Origin of the sequence: Beijerinckia sp. 28-YEA-48 (assembly GCF_900104955.1) — a bacterium.
In the GTDB taxonomy this organism is placed as follows: Bacteria; Pseudomonadota; Alphaproteobacteria; order Rhizobiales; family Beijerinckiaceae; genus Terripilifer.
The window spans coordinates 601,535-620,415 of sequence record NZ_FNSI01000001.1 but is presented as its reverse complement, the minus strand read 5'-3'; the positions used below and the strand labels follow the sequence as shown (position 1 = coordinate 620,415).

The 18,881-nt window shown below is 60.1% G+C and carries 18 protein-coding genes; 11 read left to right on the top strand and 7 right to left on the bottom strand.

Translation table 11 applies throughout. The annotated features are described in order from the left end of the window. The first annotated feature begins 134 nt into the window (after nt 1–134). The gene (locus BLW50_RS02860) at nt 135–1,472 is read left to right on the top strand and encodes an LLM class flavin-dependent oxidoreductase (RefSeq protein WP_090697118.1); all 1,338 of its coding nucleotides are present in this window, start codon (nt 135–137) and stop codon (nt 1,470–1,472) included. A 119-nt stretch (nt 1,473–1,591) separates the two neighbouring features. Then, nucleotides 1,592–1,975, top strand: a complete 384-nt coding sequence (locus BLW50_RS02855; protein WP_210186023.1) for a hypothetical protein — start codon at nt 1,592–1,594, stop codon at nt 1,973–1,975. A 6-nt stretch (nt 1,976–1,981) separates the two neighbouring features. Here the strand turns inward: BLW50_RS02855 and BLW50_RS02850 are convergent, their stop codons facing one another. Further along, nucleotides 1,982–2,233: a DUF3297 family protein gene (locus BLW50_RS02850; RefSeq protein WP_090697117.1), complete on the bottom strand. Its 252-nt coding sequence runs from the start codon at nt 2,231–2,233 to the stop codon at nt 1,982–1,984. A 148-nt stretch (nt 2,234–2,381) separates the two neighbouring features. Here BLW50_RS02850 and BLW50_RS02845 point away from each other — a divergent pair, with 148 nt between their 5' ends. Both BLW50_RS02845 and BLW50_RS02840 read left to right on the top strand, forming a co-directional pair. Continuing rightward, nucleotides 2,382–3,326, top strand: a complete 945-nt coding sequence (locus BLW50_RS02845; RefSeq protein WP_090708602.1) for an ABC transporter substrate-binding protein — start codon at nt 2,382–2,384, stop codon at nt 3,324–3,326. After that, nucleotides 3,326–3,751, top strand: coding sequence for a GlcG/HbpS family heme-binding protein (locus BLW50_RS02840; protein WP_090697115.1), 426 nt, complete (start codon nt 3,326–3,328; stop codon nt 3,749–3,751). Before BLW50_RS02845 ends, BLW50_RS02840 begins: the two co-directional genes overlap by 1 nt. 11 nt (nt 3,752–3,762) lie before the next feature. On the opposite strand, the gene BLW50_RS02835 is transcribed toward BLW50_RS02840, so the two are convergent. From BLW50_RS02835 to BLW50_RS02820, 4 genes are all read right to left on the bottom strand, one after another. Further along, complete coding sequence (locus tag BLW50_RS02835; protein ID WP_090697112.1) at nt 3,763–4,614, bottom strand: alpha/beta fold hydrolase; 852 nt, start codon at nt 4,612–4,614, stop codon at nt 3,763–3,765. 17 nt (nt 4,615–4,631) lie between these two features. Next, a complete protein-coding gene (locus BLW50_RS02830) occupies nt 4,632–5,441 on the bottom strand; it encodes a 3-methyl-2-oxobutanoate hydroxymethyltransferase (RefSeq protein ID WP_090697109.1) in 810 nt (269 codons plus the stop codon). Nucleotides 5,442–5,525: 84 nt separating this feature from the next. Continuing rightward, nucleotides 5,526–6,641, bottom strand: coding sequence for a zinc-dependent alcohol dehydrogenase (locus BLW50_RS02825; protein ID WP_090697106.1), 1,116 nt, complete (start codon nt 6,639–6,641; stop codon nt 5,526–5,528). Between the two features lie 109 nt (nt 6,642–6,750). Beyond that, a complete protein-coding gene (locus tag BLW50_RS02820) occupies nt 6,751–7,233 on the bottom strand; it encodes a MaoC family dehydratase (RefSeq protein ID WP_244544119.1) in 483 nt (160 codons plus the stop codon). Nucleotides 7,234–7,286: 53 nt separating this feature from the next. Here BLW50_RS02820 and BLW50_RS02815 point away from each other — a divergent pair, with 53 nt between their 5' ends. From BLW50_RS02815 to BLW50_RS02790, 6 genes are all read left to right on the top strand, one after another. Next, the gene (locus BLW50_RS02815) at nt 7,287–7,763 is read left to right on the top strand and encodes a winged helix-turn-helix transcriptional regulator (RefSeq protein WP_090697101.1); all 477 of its coding nucleotides are present in this window, start codon (nt 7,287–7,289) and stop codon (nt 7,761–7,763) included. Then, a complete protein-coding gene (locus tag BLW50_RS02810; RefSeq protein ID WP_170849960.1) occupies nt 7,760–9,157 on the top strand; it encodes an MATE family efflux transporter in 1,398 nt (465 codons plus the stop codon). The genes BLW50_RS02815 and BLW50_RS02810 overlap by 4 nt, the downstream gene beginning before the upstream one ends. 143 nt (nt 9,158–9,300) lie before the next feature. Then, nucleotides 9,301–10,050 carry a hypothetical protein gene (locus BLW50_RS02805; protein WP_090697098.1) on the top strand — a complete coding sequence of 250 codons (750 nt, stop codon included), beginning with the start codon at nt 9,301–9,303 and terminating at the stop codon, nt 10,048–10,050. Between the two features lie 6 nt (nt 10,051–10,056). Continuing rightward, the gene (locus BLW50_RS02800) at nt 10,057–10,518 is read left to right on the top strand and encodes a hypothetical protein (protein ID WP_090697095.1); all 462 of its coding nucleotides are present in this window, start codon (nt 10,057–10,059) and stop codon (nt 10,516–10,518) included. Nucleotides 10,519–10,738: 220 nt separating this feature from the next. Continuing rightward, nucleotides 10,739–13,036 carry an NADP-dependent malic enzyme gene (locus BLW50_RS02795; protein ID WP_090697093.1) on the top strand — a complete coding sequence of 766 codons (2,298 nt, stop codon included), beginning with the start codon at nt 10,739–10,741 and terminating at the stop codon, nt 13,034–13,036. A 17-nt stretch (nt 13,037–13,053) separates the two neighbouring features. Further along, entirely contained in the window at nt 13,054–13,878 is an 825-nt protein-coding gene (locus BLW50_RS02790; RefSeq protein WP_090697091.1) for a PPK2 family polyphosphate kinase, read from the top strand. A 13-nt stretch (nt 13,879–13,891) separates the two neighbouring features. On the opposite strand, the gene BLW50_RS02785 is transcribed toward BLW50_RS02790, so the two are convergent. Both BLW50_RS02785 and BLW50_RS02780 read right to left on the bottom strand, forming a co-directional pair. Then, nucleotides 13,892–16,975 (bottom strand): efflux RND transporter permease subunit, encoded by a 3,084-nt coding sequence (locus BLW50_RS02785; RefSeq protein ID WP_090697089.1) that lies wholly within the window; start codon nt 16,973–16,975, stop codon nt 13,892–13,894. A 7-nt stretch (nt 16,976–16,982) separates the two neighbouring features. Then, nucleotides 16,983–18,116: an efflux RND transporter periplasmic adaptor subunit gene (locus BLW50_RS02780; protein ID WP_090697087.1), complete on the bottom strand. Its 1,134-nt coding sequence runs from the start codon at nt 18,114–18,116 to the stop codon at nt 16,983–16,985. 108 nt (nt 18,117–18,224) lie between these two features. Here BLW50_RS02780 and BLW50_RS02775 point away from each other — a divergent pair, with 108 nt between their 5' ends. Beyond that, the gene (locus tag BLW50_RS02775) at nt 18,225–18,821 is read left to right on the top strand and encodes a TetR/AcrR family transcriptional regulator (protein ID WP_090697084.1); all 597 of its coding nucleotides are present in this window, start codon (nt 18,225–18,227) and stop codon (nt 18,819–18,821) included. The last annotated feature ends 60 nt before the right edge of the window (nt 18,822–18,881 follow it).

Sequence of the window (18,881 nt, the reverse complement as noted above, 5' to 3'; positions counted from 1 at the left end):
CAACATGATTTGATCGGCCTTGAATATCATCCTCACGCACCACCGGCCGTCATGGCGCTTACGCACGCATTGACAGCTTCACCGTGTGGAGCTTGGCTAACGATCAAACCTCCAGATTCTTACGGTGAAATCTTATGACTGATAAGAAAATGCTGCGCCTCGGCGCCTTCATGCGCCCAGCAAGCATCCATACCGGTGCATGGCGCTATCCCGGCGGCTGGCCCGATGCGAATTTCAATTTCGCCAAGATCAAGCAGATGGCGCAAAGGCTGGAACAGGCCAAGTTCGACGCTTTTTTCATGGCCGACCACATGGCCGTCCTCAACATGCCGACGAAGGCCCTGAAGCGCAGCCATACGTCGACCTCGTTCGAGCCGTTCACCCTGCTCTCAGCCCTGTCGCAGGCGACCGAACGGCTAGGCCTCGCGGCGACCGCATCCACCACCTTTGACGCGCCCTATCACATCGCCCGGCGCTTCGCCTCGCTCGACCATATCAGCGGCGGGCGGACGGCCTGGAATGTCGTCACTACGTCCAATCCCGATGCGGCGCTGAATTTCGGCATGGACGAACACATGGAACACGGCGCCCGCTATCGCCGCGCCCGTGAATTCATCGACGTCGTCACTGGCCTGTGGGACAGCTGGGCTGACGACGCTTTCGTACGCGATGTCGAAAACGGCGTCTTCTTCGATCCCGACAAAATGCATGTGCTCGACCACAAGGGTGAGTTTCTCTCGGTGCGCGGGCCTCTTAACATCGCCCGGCCGATCCAGGGCTGGCCGGTCATCGTCCAGGCCGGCTCTTCGGAACCCGGCCGCCAGCTCGCCGCTGAAACCGCCGAAGCGGTGTTCACGGCGCAATCAAGCCTCGCGGTCGGCCAGGCTTTTTACAAGGACGTGAAGGGCCGCATGGCCAAATTCGGTCGCTCACCCGATCACATGAAAATCTTGCCCGCTGCCTTCGTCGTCGTCGGCGAGACGGTCGACGAGGCCAAGCGCAAACGCGCCCTGCTCGACAGCCTGGTGCATGACGACAGCGGCCTTGCCTCGCTGTCGATCGCGCTCGGCCATGACGCCTCTGGCTTTGACCTCGATGGCCCCCTGCCGGACATTCCAGACACCAATGCCAGCAAGAGCGGCCGCGAGCGCACCATCGAACTCGCCCGCCGCGAGAACCTGACCGTGCGCCAACTCGCCCAACGGCTCGGTGGCCACACCGGCCTGCAGTTTATCGGCACGCCCAAGACGATCGCCGATGCCATGGAAGAATGGCTGGTCACCGAAGGTTCCGACGGCTTTACCGTGCAGTTCCCCTATCTGCCGGGCGGCCTGGAAGACTTCGTCACCACGGTCGTCCCGGAACTGCAGCGGCGTGGCATTTTCCGCAAGGAATATGAAGGCAAGACCTTGCGCGAAAATCTCGACTTGCCGCGCCCGTCAAATCGCTTTTTCGACGAAAAGCAGGCATAGCGTTTCGTGGTTTGATGGAAGCATCAAACGCCACGAAGACGCGTCGAAATGGAGATTCGAAGCAAAATCGCGTTTCTACCGAAACGCGATTTGCTGTAGCTTTTCGTCGGAGAAAGAAGTTGGACGATCTGGTCGAGGACAGAAGCAAGGACAGAGAGAAACTGGCGCTGTGGCAAGGCTTTGACCCGACCGGCCACGGCGGCGGCATGTCTTTGCGCAAGAACCCGGCGCAGCGTTCCGCTTTGCGGCACATCAAACAATGGACCCGCGAGCGCTTCCAGCTCGGCGAAGACGAAACCATCGTCGTCGCCGAACTCGCCTGCGCCCAGCCCGGCTGCCCACCGCTTGAAACCGTCATCGCTTTCTGGACGAACGACGGCGCCGACCGCCATCACATCAAGATTTTCAAACCAGCGCTCGACGTGACCGAGGACGACTTACCGCCGCGCTGGATGAAGAAGGCGCTCATCATCCACGACAGTTTCGGCTGCGATTGCTGTTAACGAGCCTTAGCTCTCGGACTTTGCTTCGCGATAATAGGCCACGACAGTCCCGGTCAGCTTAATGGTCATCGGATTGCCGTAGCGATCTCTGGCCTTGCCGGCGGAGACGCGGATCCAGCCCTCGCTAATGCAATATTCTTCAACGTTGTTCTTCTCGACACCGTTGAAGCGAATTCCCACGTCGCGCGACAAAACGGCCTCATTATAGAACGGGCTCTGCGGATTGGTGGACAGGTGGTCGGGAAGTTCTTCAGACATCGGGATTCCATAAAATCAGGGGTGCGCGCCTCCTAGCATGAACTGCTATCCAGGCAAAACCGCCGCCGGAACCCCTTTCCCCATGGCCATGTTTGACATAAAACACCGGCCACACAGCAAAAAACAGACAAATGGAGAGAAACGCCCGATGACCGGCCCTAAACTCAAAACCGTCACCCGCCTCCAAGGCAACAATGCCGCCGTCAAAAACGGCACGGTGAGGCCGCAGACCTTTGAATTCGACTTTGTCGAAGTGGAACCGCTGATTGCCGGCTTCCGCCGCATGGTCCGCGCCTCGGAATTCGACATCTGCGAGATGGCGATCACCACTTATATCTGCGCCAAGGCGCACGGGAAAAAGATGACCGCGGTGGCAACACCGCTGGTGCGCGCCTTCCATCACGGCGCCATCCTGGTCAACAACAAGGCCGGCATCAAAACGCCGAAAGATCTCGAAGGCAAAAAGGTCGGCGTCAATCGCGGTTATACGGTGACCACCGGCGTGTGGGCCCGCGCCATCCTGCAGGAAGAGCATGGCGTCGATCTGTCGAAGATCACCTGGGTTCTCTCCGGCGACGAGCATGTGGCTGAATATGTGGCGCCAGCCAATGTGGTGCCGATCGAAGCCGGCAAGAAAATGGAAGACATGCTGATCTCGGGCGAACTCACTGCTGCGATCGGCGTCGATGTCAAACATCCCGATGTCCAACCGCTTATTCCCAATGCCTTGGAAGCGGGCCTGAAGGCCCTGCGCGAGCGCGGTCACTATCCCATCAACCATCTTGTCGTCATCAAGGACGAACTGCTGGAACAACATCCGGAACTCGCGACCGACGTGTTCAACGCTTTTGCTGAGTCGAAGCGGCTCTATGTCGAGAAACTGAAAGCTGGGCAGATCGAGAAAATGACCGAGGTCGATGAGGTCCACAAACGCGTCCTCGACATCACCGGCGAGCCCCTGCCCTATGGCCTCGAGCCGAACCGCAAGGTCATCGAAACCCTCATCGACCATGCACTGACGCAAGGCATCATCAAGCAGAAGGTCAAAGCCGAAGACCTGTTCGCCAAGGGCACCACCGGGCTTGTCGGATAATGCCAGATATCGTCCCCACCCATCGCCTCACCCATGAGGCGACCATGAAAATGCTCGCCGCCGGTGTCGCCAAGGCCGACGAGATCGGCGTCAAGATCGCCCTCGCGGTCTGCGATCAAAGCTGCCAGCTTCTCGGCTATCTGGTGATGGATGGCGCGCGGTTCTTCGCCGCCCGGACCACCACCAAAAAAGCCATGACGGCGGCGTCACAGCGCCTACCGAGCGGCTATGCGCCACCAGATCAGGTGCTCAGCATGCAGATTCGCATGGATGGCGATTTCACCAATATGCCCGGCGGCTTTCCGATAGTTGTCAACGGCCAGGTGATCGGTGGCATCGGCGCCGGTGGCGCCAAGCCGGAAGAAGACGTGATCGTCGCCCAGGCGGCGCTCGCGGCTCTGGGACTACCGGAGACGAAGGCTTAAGCCTTCGTCTCTCAAGCGGCTTTCTTCAGAAAGTCGAGCAGAACCGGATTGGTCGCCTCTTCGGTCTGCTCGGACACCGGCACGTTCCAGAATTCCGACTTCGGCAGACATTCGTGCAGATACCATGCGGCCGATGTCGCGTGGGCGGCATCATGACCCGGCACGACCAGCGCCGGCACCTGGCAGGCCAACAGCTCTTCCGGCTCAGCGCTGGGCGCGGTATCGCGATCAAACATGGTGCGGCCGAAAGCTTCGACGATCAGTGCATAGCGACCGACATCCTGCTGCACATAGTCGGCAGCGAATTTCGCATCGTGCTTGAGTACGGAAGCCCAAGGGCCGCCACGTGAATCGGCATTGAAGGCCTTGCCGTCGGCTTTCACCAGATCGACCACAGCTTGCAGACCGTTGGCACGCACGAAAGCCAGATGATCGGCGAAGCGCTGCTGGCTCGACAGACGATATTTCGCGCCACCGACGGGCCAGAACAGCACCATGCTGCGCACGCGTTCAGGATGCATGACACCGAAAGCCGCCACCGGACAGCAGCCCATGCAGCCGCCCATTAGATGCGCCTTGTCGATCTTGAGATGATCGAGCAGGCCCAAGCCTTGTTTGACGTAACTCGCGAGGCCGACCTTCTCGACCCGCCCGCCCGACTGGCCGCATTCGCGGCGATCGAAGATGATGCAGGAATAGTGGCGTGACAGATGATCGACCGGCTTGATCTTCGCATAGACACCCTGCGTCGACCATTTTTCCAAGGTGGCATCGAAGCCACCGGGCGCATACATCAGCAGGGGATCTCCGGAACCGATAACCTGATAACGCGTCGCGATGCCGTCAATGAGTACGGTATGCATTCATTCAACCCCTGCCTTCAACCCTTGATCTGCTTGCCCGCCCGAGCGTCGGCAACCAGTGCCGCGAAGGCATCGACCGTGCCTTGTGCCGTGTTGAAATAGGTATCGGTCTTCGAGGTCAGCCATTTCTCGCCATAGCCGAGAACGGTCTGTGCCAAACGCACACGACCATCGAGCCACGGCCCGCCGCCGAAACCACCGATCACCGGGATCTTCACCGCGTCCACCACGGCCTTGCCGGCCATCGGGCCGGAATTGGTGAAGTCAAGAAGGGCTGCGCCGGCCTCTTCGAGCATTTTCGCCTCCTTGACCAGACGCGTCGCCGCTTCGGCGCTCGCCTGTGCATCAGCGGAATTCTGCGCACTGTAGGGAATACCAAGTTTCAGCGCCGTCTGCGGCGTCAGGCCGAACTGCGCGAACACCGGAATCCCAGCCCGCGTCAACGCGTCGACCGCCTCCGGATAATCGGCCGCGCCGTCGAGCTTGATCATATCGGCACCGCCTTCCTTGACGATGCGCACCGCCGCCTTCAGGGCACTGTCGACCCCCTCCTGCAGCGGCCCATAGGGCATGTCGCAGGACACGAGCACGCGGGTCGCAGCGCGCCGCACCGCCTTGCAGCAGACGAGAATTTCATCGAGCGTCACCTGCAGTGGATTGCTGTGGCCCCACAGATTGGCGCCGACGGAATCGCCAATCGAGATAAAATCGACCCCGGCCCGTTCAGCGAAACGTGTCGTCGGATAATCCCAGGCGACAACGCCGATGCTCTTTTTGCCGTCGCGCTTCATCTGCTGCAGCATCGGAATGGTGACGGGTTCGGACATGGGTTTCCTCAACCAAACAGATATCAAGATAGGCTCGAACCACCTGTGAACGGTGGTTCGAGCCAGTTGGATAAATTCAGTCGATCACATCCACGGCATCAGCGAAGCATGGATCACATCCTTCACGGCGCCGTCCTTGTTGCCGACGGACCGGATGGCTAGATCGACATCCTTCAGGCCGAACTTATGGGTCGTCACCAGTTCCAGCGGGAAGCGCTTCGAAGCAAGCTGCTCCAGCGCCAGTTCGCAAGCCCGGTAGCTGTGGCCACGGGCGCTGCGCAAAGTGATGTATTTCGTCGTCATCTTGCCGATCGGGAAGTTCGGAAACTCCGGCATTTCCCCCTGCACGACCATGACGCCGGCCTTGCGCTTCAACGCTTCGATGCCAAGCAGGATCGGCACGGTGCCCGCGCCCGCCGTGCAATCAAGCACGACATCAACGCCCTTGCCTTCAGTGTATTGCATGATCTTTTCGAGCGGATCTTCCTTCTGCACGTCGATCGTATGATCGGCGCCGAGCTTCTTGGCCACTTCAAGACGCGCGCCGTCCTTCGACGTGCCGGTGATGATGATGTTCTTGGCGCCCGCCTGCTTGCAGATCACCGTCTGCGACAAGCCCTGCTGGCCAGGCCCCTGGATCAGCACCGTCGAATTATAGCCGACGCCGCCCTCAAACAGTGACCATTCAATGCCGTTCGCCATGGGCGTTACCAGGCCAGCGAGTTCCGGCGAGACGCCCTTGGGCACATGGTGAACCACCGAATTCCACGGCAGATAGACATATTGCGCGAAACCGCCCCACAGATGCGGCGCCTTTTCGGCCGAGGTATAGCCATAGCGAATGCTGTCGGGATTGTTGCGCCAATCGGTGTTCTCGCAATGACGATATTCGCCGCGATGGCACCATTCGCACTTGCCGCACATGACATAATGCTCGACGAAGACGAGATCGCCTTCCTTAAAACCCTTGCGCCTGGTGAACTCGCGCCCAGCCTTGGCGATGTAGCCGATGTTCTCATGGCCCATGATCACCGGCGATTTGGTCGGCGGATGCGCATAGAGCTTCACGTCCGTGCCGCAGATGCCAGCCACTTCCATCTTCATCAAGGCGCCGTCGACGGGCACGTCGGGCATAGGATATTCAAGAATCTCGGTCTTGCTTGGCGCAGTTCTGACAGCTGCGAGAACCTTCTCCACCACGGCGTATTCCTCCAATTCTTGTTTCGCGACACCAGCTTTGCTGGCGCCGTTCTAGGACACGTACCGCAGCGGTCAAGGGTGAACTATATGTCCGTTATTCCTGCCGCCTTTATTGCGACCGTCTTGGCACGACGAGCTTCGCCGTCATCACCTGAACGATCTCGCCCTTCTGATTCTTCGTCTCGTTGCGCATCAACACCATGCCGCGATCGGGGCGCGACTTCGACGGGGTGACCTCCATAACGTGGCTTTCCACGGTCAGCACGTCGCCTGGGCGTGTCGGACGCGGCCAGGCGACTTCCGCCCCGGCGCCGATAATGCCACCAGCGATCGGCGCGCCAGACCCAACCAGCAGCTTCATGGTGATGCCCATCGTGTGCCAGCCACTCGCCGCCAAGCCGCCAAACAGAGTGTTCTTCGCCGCCTCCTCGTCGAGGTGGAAAGGCTGCGGGTCGAACTCACCCGCGAAAGCCTTGATCTGCGCTGCATCGAGCGCATGGCTCTCGGTGACGAAACGCTGGCCGACCTGGAAATCGTCCAGATAATACGGCGCGCGAATACCCGACATAGGCTCCAACTTAGCCTGAGACATGGTCTCACCCCTTCGTGACTTGCATGATGCTAGTTAGTGGCGTACCAGGCTTCATGCAACACAAAAGCTTCGCCAATATGTCGTGCCCGATCGCCCGTGGCCTGGAACACGTCGGCGAATGGTGGAGCATGCTGATTATGCGCGATGCCCTCAACGGCTTGCGCCGCTTCGACGAATTCCAGTCCAGCCTCGGGATTGCCCCCAACATGCTGACGCGTCGGCTCAATGCCCTCGTCGAGGCCGGCCTGCTGGAACGTCGGCCCTATAGCGAGCGACCCCTGCGCCACGAATATGCGCCGACCCAGCGTGGTCGCGATTTCCGCCCCGTCCTGCTCGCCCTGATGTCCTGGGGCAACCGCCATTTCGCACCTGAAGGCCCCAGAGTGACCGTCATCGACACCCGTACCGGCAAGCCGGTTGAGCCCATCTTCGTCGATCCGGCGACCCGCGAGCCGATCCAGGCGCCTCATTATCTCGTCAAAAACTTGTCCACCGGCGAGACAAAGTCGCGTTCCGCAGGTCCGGCATGACCGTTCACCCCCGCGAAATCGCCGCCGCTCCAGCCGCGCGGACCATGGACGCCCGCACCCAACGGCTGCTGCACGGCCCGATTCTGCCGACCCTGCTGATGATGGCTGCCCCCAATCTGGTGGTCATGATCGCCCAGGCCGCCACCGGCCTGATCGAGACCTGGTTTATCGCCAAACTCGGCACTGACGCCCTGGCCGGCATGGCCCTGGTCTTTCCCGGCGTCATGCTGACCCAGATGATCTCGGGCGGCGCCATGGGTGGCGGCATCTCCTCCGCCATCGCCCGGGCCCTGGGCGCCGGCCGCCATGACGATGCCGACGCGCTCGTCCTGCACGCCCTGTTCATCAATGCCGCCATCGGCCTGTTTTTCACCGTGACCATGCTGCTCTTTGGCCGCGACATCTATCGTCTGCTCGGCGGTTCTGGAGCTGAACTCGATGCGGCGCTCGCCTATTCCAACGTCATCTTCGCCGGCAATATTCTGCTCTGGCTGACCAATGGCCTCGCCAGCGTCATCCGCGGCACCGGCAACATGGTGGTCCCCGCCATGGTGACGGGCTTCGGCGTGATCGTTCTCGTGCCCCTGTCGCCAGTGCTGATTTTCGGCTTCGGACCGATCCCCGCCTTCGGTGTCGCCGGTGGTGGATTGGCATTCACCCTGTATTACGTCGGCGCTGTCATCGCGCTGGGCTGGTATGTCCTGTCGGGCCGCAATCCGGCGCGGTTTCGCTGGACACGCCTGCGCTGGCCGATGCTCAAGGCTATTCTGTCGGTCGGCGCCGTGGCCTCGATCACGTCGTTGCAAACCAATGTCATCATCGCGCTGACGACGGCTTTGGCTGCCAGCACGGCGGGCGCCGCGGCAGCAGCGGGATATGGCACCGGCGCACGGCTTGAATATCTGCTGGTCCCGCTCTCCTTCGGCCTTGGCGCGCCGCTGGTGGCGATGGTCGGCGTCAATATGGGCGCGGGCCAAAAGGAACGCGCGCTGCGCATCGCCTATATCGGCGGCGCCATCACCTTCGTGGCCACGGAAATCGTCGGCCTGTCGGCGGCGATCTGGCCGGAAGCGTGGATGTCACAATTCAGCCAAGACCCCCATGTCATTGAGACCGGCGCGACCTATCTGCGCATCGTCGGCCCGGCCTATGGTTTTTTCGGCTTGGCCATGGGACTCTATTTCGCCTCGCAGGGTGCGGGCCGGCTGCTCTGGCCGCTCGCCACAGGCTTTTTCCGCCTCGCCATCGCCGTACTCGGCGGCTGGATCGCGCTGCGCCTGACAGGCTCGCTGACGTGGCTGTTTGTCGCGATCGCCATCGGCTTCGTCGTCCATGGCCTGTCCCTTTTGACAGCCATTCGCCTGGGGGCGTGGTTTAAGCCCGCGCCGGTCTGATTGCGCGCTCAGACAAAGCGACGCCATTCACCCGAAAACATCAAAGCAGAAGCAAAGCGATTGCGCTTTGTTAAGGAAGTCGATTGGCGACCTATTAACGGCCCAACCTCTAAGCTGCCCAGACATTGGCTCCGAGGAAGCAAATGTCCGGTAGCGCATTCAAAGTCGTCTTCATGCAGTTTGTGGCTCTAGTGATCGTCGGCTACGTGATCACGAGCTGGCTGCTTGCTTCCTCGGCTTCATTTCCAACCGTTCAATCTAAATTTTCAGACGTCGAATCCAAATTCGGCCCCCCAAGCCCGAAAACGGAAGATGCCAATAGGGCCAGAAACCTTGACACTGAAAGGGTCTGGGACTCTATCGCGAAGTCGGCCGCGCAATTTCATCGCTCGGGGGGCGACCCCAAATTCGCGATGGCGACCTTTGGCGGACGCATGATGCTCGGCAGCCCGCAAGCAGAAATGATGCAGTACTGCACCTCCGAAGTGATCAGCGCCAAAAATAAAAATGAAGAAGAAAGACCTCGAGCGTCCGAAAACAGTATTCAATCGGGCTTTGTCAGCGGCCGTCACAAAGACGTCGTAGCCTTTCTCAACTGCCACGCAGCGAAAAAGGTCGAAAGATTGTGCGACGCAGCCCAACGTGCCGACCTCGTCAACTTCTATGCATTTTACGAGCATACTAAGGCCCGGAATTTGGCTGCCGATCAGCCTTTCTTTGCAGACCTTCACCCCAATTGGGATGGCCCCGAGGACGTAGAAGCCTTCGAAAATCTAAAAAACTTGATCGAGACAGGCTATCTGTCGGCCGCCGATTTTGGCCCGAATTCTGGACCGCAGGTGAAGCAAGCTCTTCGCGACGCTCAGCAACCCAAAACGCGCAAGTGCGGGTGAAATGCGATGTGGCCCTTTGTCGATGCAACGCAGAACCGTGGTGTCCCTCTGTCCTTCGCGGCCCTGTTGGCCGCGAGCCTTGCGCAGATCGTTCTGACACCCATTGTTCTGATCGCCGTTGGAGTGATGCCGATCTCACTTCTGACAATGCTGTTCAGGCAAATCGCTGACGGCGAACTCGTGCTGCGAGAGGTTTTCTACATTTTCGCACTCGGATCGTTGGCGAGCATCTGGGCGACGGTCGCATTTCTGATCGTGATTTGGTTTTTCGCTCGCGTTCTCGATATCTCGCGCTTTCTTACTTTTATCGCTTTGGCGATCGCCGTCGCACTTGCCTATTATGTGCTGCACATGCCCTCCCTCAGTTCGTTCAATCCAGGCAAATGGCCGCCCAATATCCTTATTGTCGCGGCCAGTGCGGCGCTCTACTGGCTCTGGACTTGGCGCAAGACCTCTCAGCCAAGCTAAACAGCTGTTTTATATAACCTTCCGAGAATCCTCCCTTCGGCCACCTCAAACCCGCGTTTGAAAAGAGGCCTTGTACCTCCGGCCCACCTCGCCTTAACTGCGCCCGCAGCCGCCAGGGCGGGATGCGAAAAGCGGGTACCGATTCTTCGCGGAAAATCCCGCTCTACACGATGGAATCGATCGCGTTTTACCGCGATCAAAAGCGGCGCATGAGGAGACCATGGCGAACAACATTTCCGACGACCTGCGCACCGGCGCGCTCGTCTATCACCGCTTACCGAAACCTGGAAAACTCGAGGTCCAAGCCACCAAGCCCCTGGGCAACCAGCGCGACTTGGCACTGGCCTATTCCCCTGGCGTCGCCGTCGCCTGCGAGGCGATCGTTGCCGACGAAGCCGAGGCCGCCAACCTCACCATCCGCCAGAATCTCGTCGCCGTGATCACCAATGGCACGGCCGTGCTTGGCCTGGGCGATATCGGCCCCCTCGCCTCCAAGCCCGTCATGGAAGGCAAGGCGGTTCTGTTCAAGAAATTCGCTGGCATCGATGTGTTCGACATCGAAGTGGCGGAAAAGAACGTCGACCGCCTGGTCGATGTGATCGCAGCCCTTGAGCCGACCTTTGGCGGCATCAACCTTGAAGATATCAAGGGCCCGGAATGTTTCGAGGTCGAGGAAAAGCTGCGCGCGCGCATGGCGATCCCCGTCTTCCATGACGACCAGCACGGCACCGCCATCATCGTCGCCGCCGCCGTCCGCAATGCGCTGGAACTGGCCGGCAAGAAAATCGGCGATGTGAAGATTGTCTGCTCTGGCGCTGGCGCTGCAGCGCTCGCCTGCCTCAATCTTCTCGTTGCCCTTGGCGCCACGCGCAGCAATATTTTCGTCAGCGACATCGACGGCGTCGTCTACAAGGGCCGCAACACCCTGATGGACCGCTGGAAAGAGGTCTATGCGCAAGACACCAAGGCGCGCACCCTCGCCGATGTCATTCCTGGCGCCGACGTATTTTTGGGCCTCTCTGCCGCTGGCGTGTTGAAGCCAGAGATGTTGAAGGCCATGGCCGAGAAGCCGCTGATCATGGCGCTCGCCAATCCGACACCCGAGATCATGCCGGAAGTCGCCAAGGAAGCGCGCCCCGATGCGATGATCTGCACCGGCCGCTCTGACTATCCCAACCAGGTCAACAACGTCCTGTGTTTCCCCTACATCTTCCGTGGCGCACTCGACGTGTCGGCCTCGGCGATCAACGAGGAAATGAAGCTCGCAGCGGTCGAGGCCATCGCCCAGCTCGCCCGTGAAGCCCCCTCCGACGTCGTCGCCAAGGCCTATGGCGGCTCCGCGCCGCTCTTCGGTTCGGCCTCGCTGATCCCCTCGCCGTTCGACCCGCGTCTCATCCTGCGCATCGCGCCTGCCGTCGCCAAGGCGGCCATGGCCAGCGGCGTCGCCCGCAAGCCGATCACCGATTTCAACGCCTACGAGGACAGCCTCAACCGCTTCGTCTTCCGCTCCGGCTTCATCATGAAGCCGATCTTCGCCCAGGCGAAGGAAGATCCCCGCCGCGTCATCTATTGCGATGGCGAGGATGAGCGCGTGTTGCGCGCCACCCAGGCGGTTCTCGAAGAGCGCATGGCGGTGCCAATCCTGGTCGGCCGCCCGCAGGTGATCGAAAGCCGCATCAAACGGTTCGGCCTGTCCATCGTTGCCGGTCGCGACTTCGAAGTCATCAATCCAGAGGATGACCATCGCTACCGCGACTATGTGCAAACCTTGCAGCAGATCGCCGGACGTAAAGGCATCACGCCCGATGCGGCGCGCAATATGGTGCGCACCAACATGACCGTCATCGGCGCGCTGGCCGTGCAGCGCGGCGATGCCGACGCCATGCTGTGTGGCCTCGAAGGCCGGTTCGATACGCGCTTGCGCCTCATCCGCGATATCATCGGCCTGGCGCCGGGCGCCCGCGCCATGGCAGCACTCTCTCTCCTGATCACGTCGCGCGGCCATTTCTTCTTCGCCGACACCCATGTGACGGCTAATCCCTCCGCCAACGAGATCGCGGCGATGGCGCTCCAAGTGGCCGAACATGTGAAGCGCTTTGGCCTGAAGCCAAAAATGGCCCTGCTCGCCGACAGCGATTTCGGCGGGCTCAACTCACCCGGCGCGCTGAAAATGCGCGAGGCCCTCGGCATGATCCGCCACGCGACGCCCGAACTCGAAGTCGACGGCGAAATGCAGGCGGACAGTGCTTTGTCGCAGGCCATCCGCGACCATGTGCTGCCGAACTCGCGCCTCAAGGGCGAAGCCAATGTTCTACTCTTCCCTTCGCTTGAAGCAGCCAACATCGGCTTTCAGCTGGTCAAGGTGCTGGCTGACGCCCTGCCCGTCGGCCCGATCCTGATGGGCACGGCCAAGCCCGCTCATATCCTGACGCCCTCGGTCACCGTGCGGGGCATCGTCAATATGACGGCCATCGCCGTCGGCGAAGCTCAGGCACAAGACCGTTGGGACCCCGCTTGATCGACGAGGAGGCTGTTATGTCAAAGTTCGCCGACAAGATCACCGAGCAGATACGTGTCAAACCCGGCACCAAGCCGGCTCTAAAGAAAATCGACCAGCGCGATGTCGATTTTCTTGGGCCCGAAAAGGACGCCCGAGCGCGTTTCGATGAGGATGTTGTCGCGATCGACGCGCTGCAGGACCATATGTTCTCGGACGGCAGCAAGTCGCTCCTCGTCATCCTCCAGGGGACGGACACAAGCGGCAAGGACGGAACGATCCGCGCCGTATTCTCGAAGACAAGCCCGCTCGGCATGTCGGTCAACGGCTTCAAGAAGCCGAACGATCTTGAGTTGTCGCATGACTTCCTGTGGCGCGTGCATGCGGCGTGCCCGCGTCGCGGCTCGATCGGCATTTTCAACCGCTCTCACTATGAAGACGTGCTGATCGGGAAAGTCCGCAAGCTGGCGCCGAAGGAGATCATCGAGCAGCGCTACGATCAGATCAATGCGTTTGAGAAACTGCTGGTTGAAAGCGGCACCACGGTGCTGAAATTCATGCTGCATATTTCCAAGAAGGAACAAGGCGAACGCCTGCGGGACCGCCTCGACGATCCGACCAAGAATTGGAAATTCAATCCAGCCGATCTCGAAGACCGTGGATTGTGGGACGATTATCAGGCTGCCTATGAAGTGGCGCTGGCGCGCTGCTCGACCAAGCACGCACCCTGGTATGTCGTACCAGCCGACCGCAAATGGGCGCGCAACGTGATCATCGCCGCTATCGTCCGCGATACGCTGGAAAATATGGGTCTGAAATATCCCAAAATGCCGTGGAAGCCGTCAGACTTTAAGATCGACTGACGGCTCCCTTATCTCAATGCGCCGGGGCCGGATCGGCCAACGGCCCCTTGCGCAATTCCTCCGCCGGCAATTCGCGGGCGATGAAGGTGTAGAACATCGGCACCACGAATAGCGTGAAGATCGTGCCGATGGACATGCCCGACGCGATCACCAGGCCCATGGAGAAGCGCGCCGCCGCGCCCGCCCCCGAGGCATAGATGAGCGGCGCGACGCCAAGCACCATGGCCGCCGTCGTCATCAGGATCGGCCGGAGACGGACACGTGCCGCTTCCTGGATCGCCTGCATGTTCGAGACGCGGTGCTTATGCTTGAACTCGTTCGCGAACTCCACCAGTAGAATACCGTGCTTGGTGATCAGCCCGACGAGGGTGATGAGACCCACCTGCGTGTAGATGTTCAACGTGGCAAGCCCCAAATTGAGGAAGACCATCGCCCCGAACACCGACAGCGGCACCGACATCATGATGATGAAAGGATCGCGGAAGCTCTCGAACTGCGCCGCCAGCACCAGGTAGATGATGATGATGGCCAGCGCGAAGGTGATCAGCAGCGAACTGCCTTCCTGCACCTCCAGACGGGACTGGCCAGCATAATCCTCGTAGAAGCCGGTCGGCATGATTTCGCGAGCGATCTGCTGCAACGTCGCCAGACCTTCGGAAGTCGTCAAGCCAGGCAAAGGCAAGGCCGAGAGCGTCGCCGAGTTGAGCTGGTTGAACTGCTCGATCGCCGCCGGGGAAGCATCCGTCCGCACGGTGATGAGCGCCGACAGAGGCACCATCGTGCCACTCGCGGACCGGACATAATAAGTCCCGAGTTGCTCCGGATTGAGACGATCGATCTGCTCGACCTGGGTCACCACGTCGTAGCTGCGGTTATCGCGGTCGAAGCGCGCCGTCAACACGTTGCCGACCAGGGCGTTGAGCGTATTGCCGATTTCGCGCACCTGCACGCCGAGTGCCGCAGCACGGTCGCGATCGACGATGATACGCGCCCGTGGCGTCTGATAGGTCACCGAGTTCTGCACGACGATGAACTTGCCGGTGGCCATCGCCTTCAGGCGAACCTGCTCGGCCACTTCATAGGCCTGCGACGGATCGTTGGTGGTGCGCAGCACATATTGGATCGGCAGACCACCGCTCGAGCCAGGCAACGACGGCGGTGCGAACACGAACGCCTGGATACCGGGGTTCTCGTTCAACATGGTCTGGATGTCCTGCTTGATCGCCGGACCTTTACGCGTGCGCTGGCTCCATTCCTTCAGCTTGTAGCCGATGAAGCCACTGCCATCGCCATTGATACCCGAGATCAAGAAGGTCGCATCTACCTCCGGAATACGCTCGAACGGCCGCAGCAGGCTTTCCGCGAAAGCAGCCGTGTAATTGACCGTCGCGTAAGGCGGGGTGAGAGCAAGACCGAAATAGGCGCCTTGATCTTCCTCCGGCGCCAACTCGGATGGCGTCTTCATGAACAAGAAAGCGGTCGTCCCCAAGAGGATGCCGACCATCGCCAATGTCACCCAGCGGTAGACCAGCGAGCCCGCGAGGCGGCGCGCATACCAGCTTTCCAGCTTGGTGAAATAACGATCCACTGTCCCAGCAAAGCCGGTCTGAACGCCAGCGCTATGCGCCTTCAGCAAGCGCGACGACATCATCGGCGACAAAGTAACGGCGATGATGCCAGATATGATCACGGCGCCGGCCAGCGTGAAGGCAAACTCTCGGAAGAGCGAACCGGTCAGGCCTTGCACGAAGCCGATCGGCGCGTAGACCGCCGCCAGCGTGATCGTCATCGAAACGATTGGTACGAAAATTTCCTTCATACCGACGATCGCCGCGTCAACCGGCGTCAAGCCTTCCTCGATATGGCGATGGATATTCTCGACGACGACGATCGAGTCGTCGACGACAAGGCCGATCGCCAGCACCATGGCCAGAAGGGTGAGCAGATTGATCGAATATCCCAATAAGAAAAGGACGAAACAGACGCCGACCAGCGACAGCGGGATGGTCACGATCGGGATCAGAACCGATCGAAACGATCCCAGGAACAAGAGAATGACGAAAACGACGATGAGCGCCGCTTCGCCAATGGTCTTGAACACTTCATAGATTGATGCCGAAATGAAGCTTGAAGCATCATAGACGATTTCGACCGACATGCCTTTCGGCAAGGTGCTCTTAATTTCGTTGATCGAGCGCGTGACTTCCTTCGCCACGTCGAGCGGGTTGGCTGACGGCGACGGCACGATGCCGATGAACGTGCCTTCTTTGCCGTTGAAGGCGACGCGCACATCGATGCTGCGCGGCCCGAGGCTGATGTCAGCCACATCACGCAGACGGATCACCTTGTCGCCATCGGAGCGAACCGGGAGCGCGCCAAAGGCTTCCGGTGTCTGGAAGGTCGACTGCATTTGCAGCGCATAGGCGACATATTCGTTCTGGGTCTTGCCCGGCGCGGCGAGGAAATTGCTCGTGTTGATCGCCGAGACCGCGTCGGTGGCGGTGACGCCCAGCGAAGCCAGACGCACGGGATCAAGCCAAACGCGCATGGAGAAGTCGCGGCCGCCAAGGATGTCGGCGGAGCCAACGCCCTGCAGCGTCGCGAAGCGTGGCTGCACGACGCGCGTCAGATATTCCGACACTTCTTCGGGATTCATCTCCGTCGAGGCGAAGGTCAGATACATCAGCGCGAAGGTCTGGCCGGTGCCCTTCACCACCACGGGATCGAGTGCGTCGGGCGGCAACAAGGCCCGCACCTGCTGAACCTTGGCGATCACCTCCGTCAGCGCCGCATTGGGATCGGTGTTGAGGCGCATACGCACCGACACCGTGCTGGTACCAAGCCGGCTCAACGACGTCACATAGTCGACGCCTTCCGCGCTCGATACCGCTTTGGCGATCGGATTACTGATGAAGCCCTGCATCAGGTCGGCGCTCGCGCCCACGTAAGCCGTGGTGATCGTGACCGTCGTTTCCTTGATTTCGGGATATTGGCGAATCTGAACGCTCTTCAACCCCTGTGCGCCCAGCAGCAGGATGAGAAGGCTGACGACCGTCGCCAGAACCGGACGGCGAATAAAAAGTTCGATCGGGCTCATGCTGGGCCTACTTTGCTGACTGCAAGGAGTCAGGATTGAACTTGGTCACGTCGACGGAGTTGTCGATCTTGATCGGCGCTCCCGACTGGATCTTGTTCTGACCGGCCGCAACCACCTGCTGTCCGGGCTCGATTCCCGAAATGATTTCGATCGATCCACGCTGCCGACGTCCGGTCTTCACGAACATCTGACGCGCTGTCAGCTGTTTCTGGCCGTTCTTATCTTCTTCGACGACAGCAAAGACGTAGTCGCCATAGAGCGAGGTCACGACCGCTGTCTGCGGCGCCGTCAGAACATTGGGTTGCTCCGGCAACACCACTTCAACCTGCAAGAACTGGCCCGGCAGAATGCCGATCTTGCGATTGTCCTCGATCAGCGACTGCACGGAGACGAGCCGCGTCTTCGGATCGACTTTCGGATCGATACCAATGACCTTGGACATATAGGGAAGATCGCCTTCCTTGGTGCCGACGCGAACCTGCTGCCCGAGCTTCACTTGCTCCGCCGATTGTTCCGGAACGGTAAAGTCGATCCTCATCGAATCAAGATTCTGGAAGGTCGCGACGCTGGTGCCAGCCTGCAGATATTGCCCTTCATCGACGCGCGAAATGCCGATCACGCCGGGGAACGGCGCCTTCAGAGCCTTCAGATCGATAACGGCGCGAGCGCGCGCTTCTTGAGCACGGGCCGTCGCCAGTTGCGAAGCCACCTGATCGAGGGTCGCATCCGAAGCGAAACCGCGATTAGACAGGGTCTTGGAACGCTCGTAATTGGCTTCATAGAGCTTCACGGACGCCAGCGCATTGGCCAAGTCTGCCTGATCGACCGTGTCGTCAACCTGGAGCAGCAGATCGCCCTGATTATAGCGCTGGTTCGGTTTGAAGTTGATTTTCTTGAGAACGCCGGGGACCTGTACCGCCAGATCGACGCCGTTCCACGCGCGGCCCGTACCAATGGCCGGAATGACCGGATTCCAGGCACTCCGGTCGACTTTAGCCGTCGCCACCACCTGGGCCGGCGGCTGCATATTGGCGAAGAATTGGGCGATCATCTTCGCTTTGAAGAAGTTGAACCAGATCAGCCCGCCGCAGGTCAGCGCTACAAGGAGGAAAACCGCGGATACAACAAGACGCCGCTTCATAGCCGTCGCAACTCCAGAGGTAACGTTGAATTTGATTGGACAGGAACGTTATTGACCGAGCACAGAGCGGTTCCTATACCGACCGGACGGTAAAGCCACAAGGGACCGATGCCACCTTTTCCCACCGCTAAGCGTATCAACTCGCGCACAAAAATACTCGACGCCGCCGCCCAGATCATCCGGGAGGTTGGCGCGGGCCGGCTCACCCTCGACGCTGTGGCCCAGCGCGCGGGAGTCAGCAAAGGCGGACTCTTATATAATTTCCCCTCCAAGGATGCCCTGCTCCAGGGCATGATCCAGCGAATCGTCGACGAAGTCTGCGCGCGCAAGAACCATCTGCGCAGTACGTTGAAATCTGGGCCAAATCTTGAAGCGCGCGTGGTGACGACCGTGCTTTTGGAGCTGCAGGAGCCGGAAACCGAAGATCTGGCCCTGGGAATTCTGGCGGCCTCGGCCGAAAGGCGCGAACTTTTGTCTCCCGTCCGTCACACCATTGAGGAATCCTACGGCCAGCTCATGGCTGACGCGGAGAACCCCCAGGCGGTCCTGCTCGCTTGGCTAGCCGTCGAGGGCCTGCGTGGACTTGAAATGCATGGGCTGAGTCCGCTATCGGAAGCCGACCGGACGGATTTCGTTTCAGCCATCAAGGAATTGCTTGAGCACCCCTCCGCGCTGACCCTGCCGGGCACAGGCCAGCCCGCATAGTGTGGCCATTGCGGTAACAGTTCATTTTCGATGTTCTTACGTAGTTGATTTCCTTTAACC